Raw genomic sequence first — 16,920 nt, forward strand, 5'->3', positions numbered from 1 at the left:
TCAGCGCAGCGGGTCGCGCTCGACCGGGCAGGACATGCAGCGGGGCCCGCCGCGCCCGCGCCCGAGCTCGGAGCCGGAGATCTCCAGCACCTCGACGCCCTCGGAGCGCAGGTAGTCGTTGGTCACCGTGTTGCGCTCGTAGCCCACGACCACGCCCGGCTCGAGGGCGAGCACGTTGCAGCCGTCGTCCCACTGCTCCCGGGCGGCGGCGCGCGGGTCCTGGTCGGCCGCCAGGACGCGCAGCTTGGGCACCCCCAGCGCGTGCCCGATCACCTTCATCATGTCCTCGGGCGCGTGCCGCTCGACGACGACGTCGAGCTCGCCGCCGGCCTCGTCGCCGGCCGTCATGGACCAGGTCGGCAGGTCCGGCAGCCCGAGGTACCGGGTGAACGTCTCCTCGTCGATCATCGTCATCACGGTGTCGAGGTGCATGACCGCACGCGCCTTGGGCATGTCCAGCGCGATGACGGTCTGCACCTCGCCGCTGCTCAGCAGCGAGCGCGCCAGCCGCTCGACGCCCGAGGCGGTGGTGCGCTCGGAGAGGCCGACGAGGACCACGCCGCCGCCGAGCACGAGGATGTCGCCGCCCTCGGCCGTCGCCGGCCCGTCGTCGATGCCCTCGGTCCACCACTGCATCCCGGCGTCGGCGAAGAGCGGGTGGTAGCGGTAGATCGCCGCGTAGTGCACGGTCTCGCGCCGCCGCGCCTTCTTGTGCATCGCGTTGACGGCCACCCCGCCGTGCACCCAGGCGGAGGTGTCGCGGGTGAACAGGTGGTTGGGCAGCGGGGCGAGGATCGCGTCGTGGGCGTCGAGCTGCTCGATGGTCAGGGACTGCGGGTGCGGTATGCGGTCGAGCACCTCGGTCTTGGTGATGCCGCCGATGAGGTGCTGGGTGAGCTCGCCGTCGTCCATCCCCTCGAACATCACGCGCAGCTCCTCGGCGCCGAACGGGCCGACGTGCCGCTCGTCCAGGGAGTGGTCGAGGATGTGCTCCCGGGCCTGCGGGATCGCGAGCGTCTCGCGCAGGAGCCGGTCGAAGTGGTGCACGGTCACGCCCCGGTCGCGCATGACCTGCACGAAGTGGTCGTGCTCCTGCTGGGCCTTCTCGACCCAGAGAATCTCGTCGAAGAGGTACTGCTCCTTGTTGTCCGGCGTCAGCCGGTGCATCTCCAGGCCCGGCCGGTGGACGATCACCTGACGCAGCCGGCCCACCTCGGAGCCCACGTGGAACGACATACCCTCACTCCTCCACCAGTGACCAGGACCGCGCGGCCGACCCGGACGCGGCAGCATCTCATGGTCGCACGTGCTGACAGGATGGGTCGCATGCGCGCCACCATCATCCACGCCACCCGCGACGTCCGCCTCGAGACCGTGCCCGACCCCACCATCCTGCGCCCGACCGACGCGGTCGTGCGCGTCACCGCCAGCTGCGTGTGCGGCTCCGACCTGTGGCCCTACCGGGGCGTCAACGAGGTCACCGAGGCGCGGCCGATCGGCCACGAGTTCGTCGGCATCGTCGAGGAGGTCGGCGCGGACGTGCGGACCGTGCGTCCCGGGCAGTTCGTCATCGCCCCCTTCCGCTACTCCTGCGGCGAGTGCGCCCACTGCCGGTATGGCGTGCACACCTCCTGCGTGCGCGGCGGCCAGGGCTGGGGCGGGCTGGACGGGGACGGGGAGCCGACCCCGGCCTGCCAGGGCGAGGTCGTGCGGGTGCCCTACGCCGACGGCACCCTCGTCGCGACCCCGGAGGTCCCGGACGTCGACCAGCTGCCCTCGATGCTGGCCCTGTCCGACGTCATGGGCACCGGCTGGCACTGCGCCGTCTCGGCCGGGGTGCGGGAGGGCGAGACCGTGGTGGTCGTCGGTGACGGCGCCGTGGGCCTCTCCGCGGTGCTGGCCGCCTCCCGGCTCGGTGCGGGGCGGGTGGTCGCGATGTCGCGCCACGAGCCCCGGCAGGCGGTGGCCCGTGAGTTCGGCGCGACCGACGTCGTGGCCGAACGCGGTGACGAGGGCGCCGAGCGCATCCTGGAGCTGACCGACGGGGTCGGCGCCGACCGGGTGCTGGAGTGCGTCGGGACGGGCGACTCGATGTCGCAGGCGTTCGCGTCCGCGCGGCCGGGCGGCACCGTCGGCTTCGTCGGGGTGCCGCACGGCGTCGAGGTGCCGATCGGGACGATGTTCCGTCACAACGTGCGGCTGACCGGTGGCGTCGCGCCGGTGCGCGCCTACATCCCGCAGCTGCGCGACGAGGTGCTCGCCGGGACGATCGACCCCGGGAAGGTCTTCGACCTGACCCTGCCCCTGGACGAGGTGGCCGAGGCCTACGCCGCGATGGACGAGCGGCGCGCGATCAAGGTCATGCTGCGCCCCTGAGGGGCCTCGCCCTGGGCACGCCGACGCCGGCGACCGCTGCTGCGGTCGCCGGCGTCGGCGTCCTGGGAGGTACCGCTACGTGGCGCTGACGGCGTCGAGCACGTCGAGCCGCGCAGCGCGTCGGGCCGGGAGGGTGGCCGCGACGACCGCGGCGACGACCGCCACCCCGACGTAGAGCGCGAGCCGGCCGGCCGGCACGGACACCGGCAGGTCGATGCCGTCCATCAGCACCGCCGAGACCGTGCGACCCAGCACCAGGCCGAGCGCGCCGCCCAGGAGGGCGCCGTAGGTCGCCATGAGCACGGCCTCGACCCGCACCATGGAGCGGACCTGCCGCCGGCTCATCCCGATCGAGCGCAGCATGCCGATCTCGCGGGTCCGCTCGATCACCGACAGGCCGAGGGTGTTGGCCACCCCGAGCAGCGCGACGAGCAGCGAGAGGCCGAGCAGCGCGCTGATCATCGTGACCGCCTGGTCGACGACGCTGCGGTTGGCCTCGACGAAGCCGTCCATCGTCATGGCCTGCAGCAGCGGGAAGGCGTCGACCAGGTAGGCGTCCAGCGTCGCCTGCAGCTCCTCGCCGGTGGTGCCCTCCTCGGCGGTCGCGAGCAGGTAGACGTCGGCCGCCTGCGGGGCGATGCCGGCCAGGTCGGCCGCGGTCACCAGGTAGGTGCCCAGGGCCGGGGTGCCCTCGTAGAGGCCGCTGACCGTCAGCTCCAGGGGCGCCGCACCGGGCACGGTCACCGAGACGCTGTCACCGAGGCCGGCCTCGCCCTCGACGGCGAGCACGCGCCCGTCGGCGAGGTCGGCCGTCGAACCCTCCACCATCCGCAGGTGCAGCATGTCGTGGGCGAGGGCGGGGTCCATCGCGCTGACCATCTCGGTGGCGGGGGCGGAGGCGCCCACCGCGACGTCGGCCTCGGCGATCTTGACCGCCCCGACCTCCTCGACGCCGTCCTGCCCGGCCACGGCGCCGGCGGCCTCGCCGCCGAACGGCATACCGCCCATCGACCAGACCACGACGTCGGCGTCCAGGCTGCCCTTGATCTCGCTCTCGGCCATGCCGCTCATCGAGGAGCCGATGACCGCGGTCGCCGAGACGAGCGCCACCCCGACCACCAGCGCGGCCGACGTGGCGGCGGAGCGGTGGGGCGTGCGGATGACGTTGCCCTCGGCCAGGCGGGTGGGGCGGCCGGCCAGCCGGACGAACGGCCGGGCGAGCACGCGGGTGGCCGGTCCGACCAGCAGCGGGCCCCAGACGACGGCCGCCAGGACCATGCTCACGGCACCGGCACCGACCAGCGGGGTGGAGACCTCGCGCACCCCGAGCACGGAGGCGGTGACCGCGAGGAGCGTCAGGACGGTCGCGACCGTGGCCCTCACCCGGCGGCGGGTCCGCGGGACCGCGGCCTCGCGCATGGCCTGCACCGGCTGCACGGCCGAGGCTCTGCGTGCCGGCAGCAGCGAGGCGATGACCGTGACCACCGGGCCGAGCACGAGCGCGACGAGCACCGTGCGCAGCTCCAGCGAGACCGTCGTCTCGGGAAGGCCCAGGCCGAGCCGGCTCAGCAGGGCGACCAGGCCGGTGGCCACGCCCGTACCGGCGGCGAGGCCGACGAGCGAGCCGACCACGCCGATCGTCGCCGCCTCCGCCACCACACCGCGGACCAGCTGGCCGCGGGAGGCGCCGAGGGCGCGCAGGACGGCCAGCTCGCGGCTGCGCTGCGCGGTGAGCATCGAGATGGTGTTGAGGATGAGGAAGCCGGCGACGAAGAGGGTGATGCCGGCGAAGACCAGCAGGAAGGTCGTGATCACCCCGGTCTGCTCCTCGAGCGCGGCCACGTTGGCCTCGGTGACCTCCGTGCCGGTGTAGACGGAGGGGGTGACGGCCGCCGCAGCCGCAGCGTCGGTGGCTCCGTCGCCGGCACCGGTGGTGCCGGGGGCGGCAGCGAGCGCGGCCTCGACCGCGTCGGCGACCTGGGCCTCGGTCAGCCCCTCCTCGCCGCGCACGCGGATCTCGGAGAAGCCGTCGCCGTAGCCCCAGACCTCGCCCGCGGTGGCCGCCTCGATGCCCAGGACCGAGATGCCCCCGTCACCGAGCTCGGCGAGCCCGACGACGGTGACGTCACGCGCCGGGGCGTGGGTGATCAGGCGGGTGCTGTCCCCGATCTGCAGCCCGAGCGACTCGGCACTGGCCCGGTCGATCACGACCTCGTCGCGGTGCAGCGGCGCCGACCCCTCGACGAGGGTCAGCGGGTTGAGGACGTCGTCCTCGATCCATCCGATGGCGGCGCCGCTGGCGTCGGCGGGGCTGGCGCCCGTGCCGGGGTCGCGCAGCTGGGCGAAGCCGGTGGTCGTCCCGGCGACGGCGGTGACCCCGTCGACCTCGGCGAGGGCCCCGACGAGGGACGGCGTGAGCGCCCCCGGTGAGGAGCCGTCGGCGGCCCCGGCCATGACGACCGCGTCGACACCGGCGTTGGCGTTGGCGATGTGGTCGTCGAAGGCGCCGCTGATGCTGTCGCCGAGGGAGAAGCTGGCGGTGACGAAGGCGACGCCGAGGACCACCGAGACGGCGGACAGCAGCAGGCGCAGCTTGCGGGCGAGCATGCCCTTGAGGGTGACGGTCAGCATGTCAGGCTCCGGCGGGAAGGTCGTGGGTGGTGGAGATCGAGCGCATGACGGCCAGGACGCCGTCGGCGGTGGGACGGGCCATGGTCGAGACGATCTGGCCGTCGTCGAGGAAGATGACGCTGTCGGCGTGGGCGGCGCTCATCGGGTCGTGGGTGACCATGACGATCGTCTGCCCGAAGTCGTCGACGCACGCGCGCAGCAGGCCGAGCACCTCCGCGCCGGTGCGCGAGTCGAGGTTGCCGGTCGGCTCGTCGGCGAAGATCACCTGCGGCCGGGACACCAGCGCCCGGGCCACGGCGACGCGCTGCTGCTGGCCGCCGGAGAGCTCGCTGGGCCGGTGGCTCAGGCGGTGGCCCAGCCCGACCGCGTCGACGACCACGTCGAACCACGCGGGGTCGGCCTTGCGGCCGGCGAGCTGCAGCGGGAGCAGCAGGTTCTCGCGGGCCGTGAGGGTCGGGACGAGGTTGAACTGCTGGAAGATGAAGCCGACGTAGTCGCGGCGCAGCCGGGTCAGCTCCTTGTCCTTCATCCCGGTCAGCCGGGCCGGGCCGACCGTGACCTCGCCGGAGTCGGCGGTGTCGAGCCCGGCGAGGACGTGCATGAGGGTCGACTTGCCCGAGCCCGACGGGCCCATCACGGCGGTGAACCGTGCCTCGGCGATGTCGACGCTCACGTCGCGCAGGGCGTGGACGGCGGCGTCCCCGCTGCCGTAGGTCTTGGTCAGGCCGCGGGCGACGACGGCCGCCCGCGCCGCCGGCGCGGACGCTGTCGTCAGGTCCGGCTCCGCGGAGGAGAGGGTGGTGGTGCCGGAGGCGGCGAGAGGTGCGTTCATGAGGAGTCTCCTGGTCGGTCAGCGGTGGATGGTGGTGACGGCGGAGCCGCCGACGTGCCAGACCGGCAGGAGCGCGGTCAGGCCGGCGGCGCTGGCGCGCTCGGCGCGGCTGCGGCGGAGGGCGGTCAGGAAGGCGGCGAGACGGTGCATGTCGGTCGGTCCTGTCGGAGGCGGGGCACCGCGGTGAGCGGATGACAGGAACGCTAGGGACGCACACGGGTGCCCAGCCTCGGCCGACCGGGCGAAACTGCAGGTCAGCCGCACGGAGGGCGCTGGCGGCCTGCTCCTCCGGGAGGAGGAGGCGGTGGCCCTCCGGGCGGCGGAGGTATGCGGTGCGCCACGGCGCGCGGCACCCACTCACGACGCCGAGGTGTCAGGACCACACGATGTGTCATGGGATCCCTGCAGCTGGGCGTCGCGAGTCGGGGCAGGCGGGGGGGCCGGGGGACGTCGCGACTCGGGCGGGCGGGGGGCCGGGGGGACGTCGCGAGTCGGCAGGCGGGGCGGCCGGGCCGCTCAGGCTGGCAGCGGCACGCGGGCGACCACGGTGGTGCCCTCCCCGGGCCGGCTGACGACGCTGAGCGAACCGCCGACCAGCTCGGCCCGCTCGCGCATCGTGCGCTGCCCCTGCCCGACCGACCCGGTCAGGGCCGTGTCGAAGCCGCGGCCGTCGTCGGTGACGGACACGACCAGGTCGGTCCCCTCGACCGTGACCGAGAGGGTGGCCGTGCGTGCCGCGGCGTGCTTGACGGTGTTGTGCAGCGCCTCCCCCGCGATGCGGACCACGTGCTCGACGGTCGCCGCCGGCAGCTCTGCCAGGTCAGCCTCGGGCAGCGCGAGGGCGATGAGCAGGCCGTCGCGGCGCGACACGGTGTCGGCCAGGTCGCGGACCGCCGCGTCGAGGCGGGTCACCCGGGCGCCGGCCCGCTGCCGCGCCTCGGTGAGCAGCTCGCGCATCTCCCGGGTGGCCTGGCGGGCCAGGTCGGCCAGGCCGGCGGCGGCGTCCCGGGCCACGTCCGGCTGGTCGCGCGAGAGCGCCAGCTCGACGGCCTGCGCGCGCAGCTGGACCGCGAAGAGCGCGTGGTTGACCGAGTCGTGCAGCTCGCGGGCGATCCGCTCCCGCTCGAGGGTGGCCGAGGCGTAGGAGACCTCGCTGCGCAGCTGGTCGGTGCTCAGCGCCAGCTCGCCCTGCTCGACGAGCGACTCCCACAGGGCCGTCTCGGACTCGCTCGGGGCGGTGATCCGGTCCGGCAGGACGACGACGAGCACACCGACGGCCCGGTCGCCGCGCCGCAGCGGGATCTTCGTGGCGCCCTGCCACGGCATACCGGCGGTGGCCTCGACCCAGGGGCGGGTGGCCTCGTTGGCAGACAGGCGCGAGCGGTCGTCGTGCAGGAAGCCCCCGCGCCCGTGCAGGAGCAGGGCGCCCGCGGGCAGCTGCTCCAGCCGCACGGCGGAGCGGCGGATGACCTCGGGCAGCTCGGGCGGGAAGCCGGTCGAGGCGCCGACGCGCAGGTGCCCGTCGGCGTCGGCCAGCAGGATCTGCGCCGCCAGGGCGCGCGTGGCGGCGACCGCCTCCTCGACGAGGGCCTGCAGGACGTCGTGCGTGCTGCCGCCGCGCGCGAGGCGGACCGCGGGGGCGCCGAGCTCGGCCACCTCCCGCTGCGCACGCCGCAGGTCGGTCACCTCGTGGAAGATCGCCGGGGCGAGCTCCTGCCCGTCGACCTCGACGACGGTCCCGGACCAGGTCATCAGGGCCTGCGTGCCGTCGTCGCGCACGACGGTGTTGGTGTAGAAGCCGGTGTCGCCCTCGCGCTGCTTGTGCTCCAGGGCGAGCAGGGCGACACGCTCGTGCTCGGCGAAGGAGAGCAGGTAGTCGCGGCCCTCGAGCTCCTCGAGGGAGGCCCCGATGATCCGCTCGCCGGCGGGGTTGAGGTAGGTCCAGGTGTGCTCGTCGCCGGTGACGCAGACCCCGTAGCCGATCGTCTCGATGATCTCCACCAGCGCGTCCATGCCGAGGTCGCGCAGGACCCGGGCGCCGCGCGACCCGGGATCGTAGGGCTGCGGTGCCCGTTCGTCCGTCACGGCGGCAGTGTTCCAGACCCGGCCGCGCCGGTGGAAGCCCTTTTCTCCTCCTCGAGGAGGAGATCGTGGCCACGGTCGGCACCTGCGGAGGAGGGTGCGTCGGCCCGAGCCTGCCTACCGTCGAGGCATGCTCCGCCGCCTCCTGCCCGCCGGTGCCCCGGGACGGCGGCGCGACGACGACGCCCTCGTGGACGTCCTGCTCGCCGCGCTGCTCGGTGCCCTGGGTCTCGTCTCGCTCCTGGGCGACGGACCCGGCGACCGTCCTCCGGACCTCCTGGGGGCGGCGCTGGTCGTCGCCGGGGCGGGCAGCCTGCTGCTGGCCCACCGCCGTCCGCTGCCCGTGCTCGGCGCCGCGCTGGGGACCAGCCTGGCGCTGGACCAGCTCGGCTACGCCCAGAGCGGGCTGGGGCTGACGGTGCTCTGGGCGCTGTATGTCGTGGCGCTGCGGCTGCCGCGTCGCACCAGCGTGCCGGCGACCCTGGTCACGCTGCTGCTGGTCAACGCCAGCCTGCTGACGGCCGGCGTCGGGCAGGGGGCGGAGGCTGGGGCTCGTGCCGTGACCACGCCGGCCGACCAGGTCACCACCACCGTCGTCCTGGGGGCGGGCTGGGTGCTGGGCCGGGCGGTCCACGCGCGCCGGTCCCGGCGCACCGCGGAGGAGCGTGCGGCGCTGGCCGAGGAACGGACCCTGGTCGCGCGGGAGATGCAGGACCTGGTCGCCCACGAGCTCGCCGGGCTGAGCGTGCAGGTGACGGCGGCGCGACGGATGGCCGGCCGGGACTGCGCAGCGACCGAGGAGCTGCTGGCCGGGGCCGAGGCGAGCGCCCGGGCCGCGGTCGCGGAGGCGCGGCGCATCCTGCTGCTGCTGACCCCGGACGACGCGGGGACGTGCGGCACGCCAGGGGCTCCCGGTGCACCCTGCACGGACCGGCGCCCGCTGCCCGGGATCGACGACCTGGCCGAGCTGGCCCAGGAGCACTGCACCCGCGGCCTGCCGGTGACGCTGCACGCCCAGCGCTCGGAGGCTGTCGCCCCCGGACCCGGACTGCTCGCCTACCGCGTCGCCGAGCTGGCGCTCGAGGACGCGTGGCGGTCGGGCGCCGGCCGGGCCGAGGTCGCGGTCCAGGCCGGTGCACAGGGCCTCCGTGTCGCCGTGCGGCACGAGCGGATGGCCGGCAGCACCCTCGGCACCGTCGCGCCCGACACCTCCTCGGGAGTGTCCGGCCTGGTGCGTCGCGCCCGGCTCTACGGTGGGACAGTGGACCGCACGGTCGACACGTCCGGAGGGTCGGTCGTGCTGGAGATCCCCGGGGCGGGGACGAGGAGGACGTCATGAGCATCCGCGTGCTGCTGGTCGACGACCAGCCGATGCTGCGCACCGGGTTCCGGTACATCATCGACGCCGAGCCCGACCTCGAGGTGGTCGGCGAGGCCGCCGACGGCGAGGTCGCCCTGACGCAGGCCCGGGCCCTGTCCCCGGACGTCGTCCTCATGGACATCCGCATGCCCCGGCTCGACGGTGTGGCCGCCACGCGCGCGCTGACCGCGACGCCGGAGGCGCCCAGGGTCATCATCCTGACCACCTACGACACCGACGAGTATGTCGTCGAGGCGCTCCGGGCCGGCGCCTCCGGCTTCCTGCTCAAGGACGCGCCGGCCGAGGAGCTGGTCTCGGCCGTGCGGGTCGTGCACCGGGGCGACGCCGTCGTCGCCCCCAACGTCACGCGACGGCTGCTCGGGCGCTTCGCCCGGCTGCCGGTCGACGACGGCCCGCGCCCGGCACAGGTCGACGTGCTCACCGACCGGGAGCACGAGGTCTTCCTGCTCATGGCGCGCGGCCTCTCCAACGCCGAGATCGCCGCCGACCTGGTGGTCAGCGAGACCACGGTCAAGACCCACGTGAGCAACGTGCTCGCCAAGCTGCAGCTGCGCGACCGGGTCCAGGCCGTCGTCTTCGCCTACCAGTCCGGGCTGGTGTCCGGCGAGCCGACGGCCTGACCCGCCCTCAGCTCCCGTCCGCGACCGTGGCGCCGGTCTGCGTCGTGCGCAGCACCCACCCGGCCACCCGGTCGAGCACCTCGGGGTCGACGGGTCGGCGCACCAGCTTCTTGTAGCGGGCGAGCGAGGCCGGCTGCTCGTCCCGGCGCAGGATGTGCGTCAGGTCGGGCACCAGCACCGTCTCGACCTCGCCGGGCACCAGCTCGGCGATGCGCTGGAGGTCGGCCGGGTCGACCTGGAGGTCCTTGGCGCCGGTGATGGCCAGGACGGGGACGGTCGTCGCGCCGAGCTGCACCCGCGGGTCGGAGGCGAGCAGCTCGCGGTGCCAGCGGGCGTTGAGGCGCGCACCGTCCATCCGCAGCACGTCCGCGGTGCTGGCCTCGATCTTCTCGACGTTGCGGGCCTGCCGCTCGACCACGTCGATGCGCAGCAGCCGCAGCAGCGCCCGGACCGGCCGGGGTAGCGAGCCCGCGACCTGCCGGGTCTGCCAGGCCAGCATCTCCTTGCCGGGGGTCCCGGTGGCCGACAGCAGCACCAGCCCGGCCACACCGGGGTCGGCACCGAGGTGGCCGGCCAGGATCGCGCCCTCGCTGTGACCCACCACCACGATCCGAGCGGGGTCGACGCCCGGTTGCCCGGCCAGGAACCGCAGGGCAGCCCTCGCGTCCTCGACGTTGTCCAGCAGGCCGGTCGGCAGCCACTCCCCCTCCGAGGAGCCGGTGCCGCGCTTGTCGTAGCGCAGCGAGGCGACGCCGTGGTCGGCCAACGACTCGGCCAGGGCACGGCTGATGCCCAGCGGCATCCTCCGGTGGTCCCCGTCGCGGTCGATCGGGCCCGACCCCGGCAGGATCAGCGCCGCGGGACCGGCACCCCCGGCGGCGTCAACGCTGTCGCCTGCGGTCGGGTCGGCGGGCCTCAGCACGGTGCCGGCGAGGGTGAGGCCGGCGGAGGGGAAGGTGACGTCGGCTGCGAGACGGCCAGCACCTGGCATGGGAGCTCCTCGTGGTCCAAAGACACCGGGCGGGCGCCCGATCGTTCTCATGTATGAGAATGTTATCAGCGATGATAACGTCCTGTCGATGGCCAGGCCCACCTCTCCCGCCGACCTGCTGCTGCACCCCGTGCGGCTGCGGGTGCTGCACGCCCTGCTCGGCGGCGAGGAGCTGACGACCGCCGACCTCGCCACCCGGCTGCCTGACGTGCCAACCGCCTCGCTCTACCGCCACGTCGCCCGGCTCGTCGACGCCGGGGTGCTGACGGTCGTGAGCGAGCGAGCCGTGCGCGGGACCACGGAGCGCACCTATGCCGTGGACCTCGCCGCCACCCACCTCGGCCCGGACGCCCTGGCCACCATGTCGCGCGAGGACCACCGGCGCGCGTTCACGGCCTTCACGGCCGGGCTGCTGGGGCAGTTCGAGCGCTACCTGGAGCGCGAGGAGGTCGACCTGGCACGGGACCGGGTGGGCTACCGGGAGGCCGCGCTCTGGCTCACCGACGAGGAGCTCGACGAGCTGCTCGGCGAGCTGCGCGACACCGTGGCCGAGCGCACCGCGCACCGGCCCGGCCCCGGCCGCGTCCGCCGCACCCTCGCCACGGTCGTGCTCCCCGACGACGTCCCGGGGACGTGAAGAACCCCTCGCGCACCTGGAAGAGCTCACCTGCCCTTGCTGCATTCCTGCCCTGGGGGAGTTCAGTGAGGTACCACCGCACGAGGGGTCCGCTGACAGTGTAGGTGGTCCTCCTGGCGGCGCCAAAGCCGCCGTCCACCCCGGCACGACGAAGGCCCCCGCTGCAGCAGCGGGGGCCTTCGTGGTGGCGGAGGATGGGGGATTTGAACCCCCGAGGGTTTTATCCCAACACGATTTCCAATCGTGCGCACTAGGCCACTATGCGAATCCTCCGCCGGGAAGGATACCCGAGGGCGGCACCGGAGCCGAAATCCGCGGCCGCCGCGACCGTGCTCAGCGACGGCGCCGGCGTCCGGTGCCGAACAGGGACCGGGTGATCTCACGGCCGATGACGGTGCCGGCCGAGCGCAGCATCGACCGGAACGCCGTCGAGCCCACGACCCGCTCGACCAGGCTGTCGTCCTCGCGGGAGGAGCGCGACGAGCGGGAGGAACGCGAGGAGCCCGACGACCGACCCCTGTCGTCGTCCGTCGTCGCGGTCTCCTCGGCCGCACGATCCTCCTCGACCGCCTGCAGCCGGGCCGCGAGCAGCTCGTAGGCGGACTCGCGGTCCACGGCGGCGGAGTACTTCCCGGCCAGCGACGAGCCGGCCTGCAGCTCCTCGAGGACCGCCTGCTCGGACGGGCCGATCTGCCCCTGCGGCGCGCGCAGCATCGTGCGGGCCACCGGCGTCGGCGCACCCTTCTCCGAGAGCACGGTCACGATCGCCTCGCCGGTGCGCAGCGAGGTCAGCACCTCGGCCAGGTCGTAGCCGCTCGTCGGGTAGGTCGACACCGTGGCCCGCAGCGCCTTGGCGTCGTTGGGCGTGTGGGCGCGCAGCGCGTGCTGCACCCGGTTGCCCAGCTGGGCCAGCACGCTGTCGGGCACGTCCGTCGGGGTCTGCGTCACGAAGAAGACGCCGACGCCCTTGGAGCGGATCAGCCGGACCGCCTGCTCGACGGAGTCGAGGAAGGCCTCGGAGGCGTCGTCGAAGAGCAGGTGCGCCTCGTCGAAGAAGAAGACGAGCCCGGGCTTGTCCGGGTTGCCGACCTCGGGCAGGTCCTGGAAGAGGTCGGCCAGCAGCCACATGAGGAAGGTCGAGAACAGCACGGGCTTGTCCTGCACGCCCGGCAGCTCCAGGCAGGAGATGACGCCCTTGCCCTCGGGGGTGGTCCGCATCAGGTCGGCGGTGTCGAACTCCGGCTCGCCGAAGAAGTCGTCCCCGCCCGCCGCCGACAGCGCCACGAGCTCGCGCAGGATGACGCCGGCGGTGGACTTCGCCAGCCCGCCGAGGTTCTTCAGGTCGCCCCTGCCCTCGTCGGAGACGAGGTGCTGGATGACCGCCTGCAGGTCCTTGAGGTCCAGCAGCGCCAGGCCCTGCTGGTCGGCCCAGTGGAAGACCAGACCCAGGCTGGACTCCTGCGTCTTGTTCAGGCGCAGCACCTTGGACAGCAGCGTCGGCCCGAAGTCGGTGACGGTGGCCCGCACCGGCGCGCCCACGCCGTGCCCGCCGAGGTTGAGCAGCTCGACGGGGTATGCGGTGCCGGTCCACTCCTGGGCGAGCGACCCCATACGCTCCTCGATCCGGCCGCCCCCGGCGGCGGGCGTGGCCAGACCGGTCAGGTCGCCCTTGACGTCGGCGAGGAAGACGGGCACGCCGGCGTCGGAGAGCTGCTCGGCGAGCACCTGCAGGGTGACGGTCTTGCCGGTGCCGGTCGCGCCGGCGACGAGACCGTGGCGGTTCATCGAGCCCAGCGGCAGCCGGACGACCGCGTCGGGCACGACCGCCTCGCCGTCCTCCCCCACGGCGGCGCCCAGCACGATGCTGGGCTCGGTGAAGGCGTAGCCCTCACGGATCGACGCGACCATGTCACCGGTGCTGCTGCTCTCCACGCTGCTCACACCCGCAGACTCTAGACTGCGCCGCATGATCTTCAAGGGTGTCGAGGACGCGCGCCCCTACCCTCCGCACGGCCTGGACGAGGCGCGCGACTGGGCGCACCTGCCGCCGCGCATGCTCCGGCTCGACGAGCTGGTGACCACCCGCGCCGAGCTGGACCTGCGGGTGCTGCTCTCCCCCGACTCCACCTTCTACGGCGACATCTTCTGCCACGTCGTGAAGTGGCAGGACACCCTCTACCTCGAGGACGGCCTGCACCGGGCCCTGCGCGCGGCGCTGCAGGGCCGGCCCGTCGTCCACGGGCGTGTCCTCGACCTCGACGCCCCCGGCGCTCGTTAGCCTCGGACGCCGGAGAGGAGCTGCTCGTGGGATATGTGCGCACGGCCGGGATGTCGACGGCCGCCCGTCGGGCGCGCCGGCGTGCCGCGATGGTCATCGTCGCGGTGCTGCTGGGCCTGCTCCTCGTCTTCGGCGTCGCCCTGGCCTACATGCAGGGGTGGGTCACGCTTCCCGGGGGCGGGGGCACCTCCGACGAGGCGTCCGTGACGTCCTCGGCCCCGGTGGCGAGCGTCACCCCCAGCGAGGTCAGCGTCAACGTCTACAACGCCGGCGGGATCGCGGGGGCGGCGGGCCGGGCCGGGGAGGCGCTGCGCGAGCGCGGTTTCGCCGTCGCGACCGTGGCCAACGACCCCGAGGGCGCCGACGTCCCGGGCGTCGCCGTGGTGCGCCACGGCGCCACGGGCATCGAGGAGGCCACGCTCCTGCGCGACTCCCTGCCCGACGGGGTGGAGCTGCTGGAGGACGCACGCTCCTCCTCCAGCGTCGACCTCGTCCTGGGCGAGCAGTGGCAGGACCTGCCCGCCGCCGGCGACGCCGCCGCCACCACCGAGGAGAGCTGACAGCCATGTCGCACGAGGTCACGCTGAGCCGTCGCGTCGCCGCCCCGCCGGAGGCCGTGTGGGAGGTCCTGACCGACCTCGGCCAGGCCGCGCGCCGGCTCTCGCAGGTCACCGACCTGCACGTGATGACCGACGGGCCGTACGCCGTCGGCACCCGGTGGCGCGAGACGCGGCGGATGATGGGCTCCTCGGACACCCAGGAGATGGTGGTCGTCGAGAACGACCCGCTGCGCCGCACGGTGCTCGAGGCCGTCGACGCCAGCACGACCTACCGGACGGTCTTCCTGCTGGAGTCCCTCGACGCGTCGGCCGCCACGCTGGTCACCGTGACCTTCGGCGCCGAGGTCACCGACCCCAGCCGCCTGCAGCGGCTCGCGCTGAAGGTGATGGGCCCGCTGGGGCTCAAGCTCACCGAGAAGTCGCTGCGCACCGAGCTGGACGACATCGCCACCGCCGCGGAGCAGCTGCACCGCGGCTGACCGGGGCCCTACCCCTTCGCCCCGCCGCGCAGCCGGCGGACCTCCTCCCCCAGGCGCAGGTTGTCCTCCTGCAGCTGCAGGATCATCGCGATCCCGGTCAGGTTGACGCCCGCCTCGAGCAGCTCGGCGATCGTGCGCAGACGCTCGAGGTCGTTGACGCTGTAGCGGCGGGTCCCGCCCGGTGTGCGGTCCGGCTCGAGCAGGCCGTGCGACTCGTAGAGGCGCAGCGACGGCACCGCCATCCCGACCAGCTCGGCGGCCACGGAGATCCCGTAGACCCCCCGGTCGTCGTCGTGCACGGCCACCTCCTGCGTCGCTGCCCGCGCACCGCTCCTCCGGGTCGCGCGGGTCCTCCTCGAGGGGTTGCATCCTACCCGAGGCCGTGCTATGAAATCTGTAGCGGCTGCTACAGATTGTGGCAGTGAGACGACACAGTTCACCGACGAGATGTGGAAGGAGATCGTCATGGTCTCGATGCTCATGCGCAGCGACCCGTTCCGTGAGCTCGACCGGCTGTCCCAGCAGATGTTCGGTGCCGCCAACGGCACGCCGGCGCGCCCCACGGTCATGCCGATGGACGCCTGGCGCGAGGGCGACACGTTCGTGATCGAGTTCGACCTGCCGGGGGTGCACCCGGAGTCGATCGACCTGGACGTGGAGCGCAACGTGGTCACGGTCAGGGCCGAGCGGCCCGTGCAGGACGACCGCGAGATGCTGGCCTCCGAGCGCACCCGCGGCGTCTTCAGCCGGCAGCTGGTGCTGGGTGACAACCTCGACACCGAGCGGATCCAGGCCGCCTACGACTCGGGTGTGCTCACCCTGCGCATCCCGGTCGCCGAGCAGGCCAAGCCGCGCAAGATCACCGTCTCGCACGGCGGGTCCTCGGGCCGGCAGGAGATCTCCGGCGGCTCGGCCGAGCGGCAGGCGATCAACGCCTGAGGCGCGGGAGCAGGTGGTCCGACGTGTCGCAGATCCGCGCAGCAACCTCCGACCAGGTCACGGTCCGGCCGGACGAGCAGCTCGCCTTCGCCGAGCTCGTCTGCGCCGACGACGACTGGCTGCGTGCGGAGTTCGACGCGATCGTCGCCGCCGAGTTCCCCGACCGCGACGACGAGGGCCGGGTCGACCGGCCGGCGCCGGGGCGGCCAGGGCCCCCGCCTCAGGGGCCGGGGGCCGCCGCCACCTCCGCTCCCCCGCGGGAGCTGGACGTCCCGGCCCGGCCCCCGGCCCGGCAGCGCTCTCCCCCGCTGCCGGACGTCCGGCCGGCACGACCTGGCCGCCGTCGGCCCCGCGCGCGTCCTTTCCTACGCTGCGTGCCGGAGCGGGTCCGCGACAGGCTCACTCGCCGGACCGCGGCGCGCGTCCACCTTCCGTGCGCGCCGGGCCGACGGCCCGCCAGGCATCCCTCGCACGAGCAGCATCACACCGCAGGCCCGCACCCGCCCCGTCGCGTGCTGCGGCAGCGCCGGTCGCCCGAGCCGACCGACGTGAGCCCGACCGGACGCCGCGAGCACCGACCTGGTGGCGCACGCGGGAGCAGGAGGACCGCCCGTGCGCGAGGGAGACGACGACCCCGGCCGCCCCGGAGCGGCCGGGGTCGCTCGCGTCATACCCTGCTGGCATGCACCGCTTCGAGCCGCCGCCGCTGCCGGGCAGCGACCGCCCGGCGCCCGAGCCCACCGACCCGTGGGCCAGGCCGCCGCAGGGGTATGCCGTGGCGCCGCGGGCCCCGTGGGGCGCCCCGGCCAGCCCGGTCCACCCCCGCGGGACGACCGTGCTCGTCCTGGGCATCCTCAGCGTCGTGGTGGCCCCTGTCCTCGGGCCCTTCGCGTGGGCCATGGGCCGGACCGCGCTCCGCGAGGCCGACGCCGCGCCCGCCCCTGTCAGCAACCGCTCCTCGCTGCAGGCCGGCATGGCCCTGGGAGTCATCGGCACCGCCCTGCTGGTCATGACCGTCCTGGCGGTGGTGCTCGTCGTCCTGGTGGGGATCGCCGGCGTGGCGGCGGCCTGACCTGACGCGTCCGACGCCGGACCGCCCGCGGCAGCACAATGG

At 74.2% G+C, this 16,920-nt stretch carries 17 protein-coding genes, 1 tRNA gene and 1 other RNA gene; 9 read left to right on the top strand and 10 right to left on the bottom strand.

Features of this window, described 5'->3' with window-relative positions; genetic code table 11:
- Nucleotides 1-1,236 (bottom strand): arginine deiminase, encoded by a 1,236-nt coding sequence (locus K330_RS0112180; RefSeq protein ID WP_022922097.1) that lies wholly within the window; start codon nt 1,234-1,236, stop codon nt 1-3.
- A 90-nt stretch (nt 1,237-1,326) separates the two neighbouring features.
- Between K330_RS0112180 and K330_RS0112185 the strand changes: the two genes are divergently transcribed.
- A complete protein-coding gene (locus K330_RS0112185; protein ID WP_022922098.1) occupies nt 1,327-2,376 on the top strand; it encodes a zinc-dependent alcohol dehydrogenase family protein in 1,050 nt (349 codons plus the stop codon).
- A 75-nt stretch (nt 2,377-2,451) separates the two neighbouring features.
- Here the strand turns inward: K330_RS0112185 and K330_RS0112190 are convergent, their stop codons facing one another.
- The 4 genes from K330_RS0112190 to K330_RS0112205 all read right to left on the bottom strand — a co-directional run bounded on the left by K330_RS0112190 (nt 2,452) and on the right by K330_RS0112205 (nt 7,924).
- A complete protein-coding gene (locus K330_RS0112190; RefSeq protein ID WP_022922099.1) occupies nt 2,452-5,007 on the bottom strand; it encodes an ABC transporter permease in 2,556 nt (851 codons plus the stop codon).
- A gap of 1 nt (nt 5,008) precedes the next feature.
- Nucleotides 5,009-5,839, bottom strand: a complete 831-nt coding sequence (locus K330_RS0112195; RefSeq protein ID WP_022922100.1) for an ABC transporter ATP-binding protein — start codon at nt 5,837-5,839, stop codon at nt 5,009-5,011.
- Between the two features lie 18 nt (nt 5,840-5,857).
- A complete protein-coding gene (locus tag K330_RS24550; protein ID WP_022922101.1) occupies nt 5,858-5,989 on the bottom strand; it encodes a hypothetical protein in 132 nt (43 codons plus the stop codon).
- Nucleotides 5,990-6,355: 366 nt separating this feature from the next.
- Entirely contained in the window at nt 6,356-7,924 is a 1,569-nt protein-coding gene (locus K330_RS0112205) for a PAS domain-containing sensor histidine kinase (protein WP_022922102.1), read from the bottom strand.
- A gap of 127 nt (nt 7,925-8,051) precedes the next feature.
- Here K330_RS0112205 and K330_RS0112210 point away from each other — a divergent pair, with 127 nt between their 5' ends.
- Complete coding sequence (locus tag K330_RS0112210; RefSeq protein WP_022922103.1) at nt 8,052-9,260, top strand: histidine kinase; 1,209 nt, start codon at nt 8,052-8,054, stop codon at nt 9,258-9,260.
- Nucleotides 9,257-9,922 (top strand): response regulator, encoded by a 666-nt coding sequence (locus K330_RS0112215; RefSeq protein ID WP_022922104.1) that lies wholly within the window; start codon nt 9,257-9,259, stop codon nt 9,920-9,922. The genes K330_RS0112210 and K330_RS0112215 overlap by 4 nt, the downstream gene beginning before the upstream one ends.
- Before the next feature lie 7 nt (nt 9,923-9,929).
- Here K330_RS0112215 and K330_RS20990 read toward each other — a convergent pair whose 3' ends face one another.
- Complete coding sequence (locus K330_RS20990) at nt 9,930-10,913, bottom strand: alpha/beta hydrolase (protein WP_022922105.1); 984 nt, start codon at nt 10,911-10,913, stop codon at nt 9,930-9,932.
- 88 nt (nt 10,914-11,001) lie between these two features.
- Between K330_RS20990 and K330_RS0112225 the strand changes: the two genes are divergently transcribed.
- A complete protein-coding gene (locus tag K330_RS0112225) occupies nt 11,002-11,550 on the top strand; it encodes a helix-turn-helix domain-containing protein (RefSeq protein ID WP_022922106.1) in 549 nt (182 codons plus the stop codon).
- On the opposite strand, the gene ffs is transcribed toward K330_RS0112225, so the two are convergent.
- The 3 genes from ffs to K330_RS0112235 form a co-directional block, all read right to left on the bottom strand.
- Nucleotides 11,548-11,642, bottom strand: an RNA gene (ffs, locus tag K330_RS23340) — signal recognition particle sRNA small type. The two genes, K330_RS0112225 and ffs, sit on opposite strands and share 3 nt — an antisense overlap.
- A 93-nt stretch (nt 11,643-11,735) precedes the next feature.
- Nucleotides 11,736-11,823 (bottom strand) — tRNA-Ser (locus K330_RS0112230).
- A 60-nt stretch (nt 11,824-11,883) separates the two neighbouring features.
- Nucleotides 11,884-13,458 carry a helicase HerA-like domain-containing protein gene (locus K330_RS0112235; RefSeq protein WP_022922107.1) on the bottom strand — a complete coding sequence of 525 codons (1,575 nt, stop codon included), beginning with the start codon at nt 13,456-13,458 and terminating at the stop codon, nt 11,884-11,886.
- Nucleotides 13,459-13,516: 58 nt separating this feature from the next.
- Between K330_RS0112235 and K330_RS0112240 the strand changes: the two genes are divergently transcribed.
- From K330_RS0112240 to K330_RS0112250, 3 genes are read left to right on the top strand one after another with little or no spacing between them, the layout of a single operon-like run.
- Nucleotides 13,517-13,828 carry a type II toxin-antitoxin system VapB family antitoxin gene (locus K330_RS0112240; RefSeq protein WP_029202618.1) on the top strand — a complete coding sequence of 104 codons (312 nt, stop codon included), beginning with the start codon at nt 13,517-13,519 and terminating at the stop codon, nt 13,826-13,828.
- A 26-nt stretch (nt 13,829-13,854) separates the two neighbouring features.
- Nucleotides 13,855-14,388, top strand: a complete 534-nt coding sequence (locus tag K330_RS22815) for a LytR C-terminal domain-containing protein (RefSeq protein ID WP_156875788.1) — start codon at nt 13,855-13,857, stop codon at nt 14,386-14,388.
- Nucleotides 14,389-14,393: 5 nt separating this feature from the next.
- Entirely contained in the window at nt 14,394-14,867 is a 474-nt protein-coding gene (locus K330_RS0112250; protein ID WP_022922110.1) for an SRPBCC family protein, read from the top strand.
- Between the two features lie 8 nt (nt 14,868-14,875).
- Here the strand turns inward: K330_RS0112250 and K330_RS24350 are convergent, their stop codons facing one another.
- Nucleotides 14,876-15,166 (bottom strand): MerR family transcriptional regulator, encoded by a 291-nt coding sequence (locus K330_RS24350; protein ID WP_229665825.1) that lies wholly within the window; start codon nt 15,164-15,166, stop codon nt 14,876-14,878.
- Between the two features lie 175 nt (nt 15,167-15,341).
- Between K330_RS24350 and K330_RS0112260 the strand changes: the two genes are divergently transcribed.
- Complete coding sequence (locus K330_RS0112260) at nt 15,342-15,806, top strand: Hsp20/alpha crystallin family protein (protein WP_029202619.1); 465 nt, start codon at nt 15,342-15,344, stop codon at nt 15,804-15,806.
- A 682-nt stretch (nt 15,807-16,488) separates the two neighbouring features.
- Nucleotides 16,489-16,878 carry a hypothetical protein gene (locus K330_RS0112265; protein ID WP_022922113.1) on the top strand — a complete coding sequence of 130 codons (390 nt, stop codon included), beginning with the start codon at nt 16,489-16,491 and terminating at the stop codon, nt 16,876-16,878.
- Nucleotides 16,879-16,920: the final 42 nt, after the last annotated feature.

Source organism: Ornithinimicrobium pekingense DSM 21552, from assembly GCF_000421185.1.
GTDB classification, from domain to species: Bacteria; Actinomycetota; Actinomycetes; order Actinomycetales; family Dermatophilaceae; genus Ornithinicoccus; species Ornithinicoccus pekingensis.

Coding starts and splice junctions, on each gene's coding strand:
- K330_RS0112215 (WP_022922104.1), top strand. CDS start 9,257: ATGAGCATCCGCGTGCTGCTGGTCGACGACCAGCCGATGCTGCGCACC.
- K330_RS0112240 (WP_029202618.1), top strand. CDS start 13,517: ATGATCTTCAAGGGTGTCGAGGACGCGCGCCCCTACCCTCCGCACGGC.
- K330_RS20990 (WP_022922105.1), bottom strand. CDS start 10,913: ATGCCAGGTGCTGGCCGTCTCGCAGCCGACGTCACCTTCCCCTCCGCC.
- K330_RS0112185 (WP_022922098.1), top strand. CDS start 1,327: ATGCGCGCCACCATCATCCACGCCACCCGCGACGTCCGCCTCGAGACC.
- K330_RS0112250 (WP_022922110.1), top strand. CDS start 14,394: ATGTCGCACGAGGTCACGCTGAGCCGTCGCGTCGCCGCCCCGCCGGAG.
- K330_RS0112225 (WP_022922106.1), top strand. CDS start 11,002: ATGGCCAGGCCCACCTCTCCCGCCGACCTGCTGCTGCACCCCGTGCGG.
- K330_RS0112235 (WP_022922107.1), bottom strand. CDS start 13,458: ATGGTCGCGTCGATCCGTGAGGGCTACGCCTTCACCGAGCCCAGCATC.
- K330_RS24550 (WP_022922101.1), bottom strand. CDS start 5,989: ATGCACCGTCTCGCCGCCTTCCTGACCGCCCTCCGCCGCAGCCGCGCC.
- K330_RS0112195 (WP_022922100.1), bottom strand. CDS start 5,839: ATGAACGCACCTCTCGCCGCCTCCGGCACCACCACCCTCTCCTCCGCG.
- K330_RS0112180 (WP_022922097.1), bottom strand. CDS start 1,236: ATGTCGTTCCACGTGGGCTCCGAGGTGGGCCGGCTGCGTCAGGTGATC.
- K330_RS0112190 (WP_022922099.1), bottom strand. CDS start 5,007: ATGCTGACCGTCACCCTCAAGGGCATGCTCGCCCGCAAGCTGCGCCTG.
- K330_RS0112210 (WP_022922103.1), top strand. CDS start 8,052: ATGCTCCGCCGCCTCCTGCCCGCCGGTGCCCCGGGACGGCGGCGCGAC.
- K330_RS0112265 (WP_022922113.1), top strand. CDS start 16,489: ATGCACCGCTTCGAGCCGCCGCCGCTGCCGGGCAGCGACCGCCCGGCG.
- K330_RS0112260 (WP_029202619.1), top strand. CDS start 15,342: ATGCTCATGCGCAGCGACCCGTTCCGTGAGCTCGACCGGCTGTCCCAG.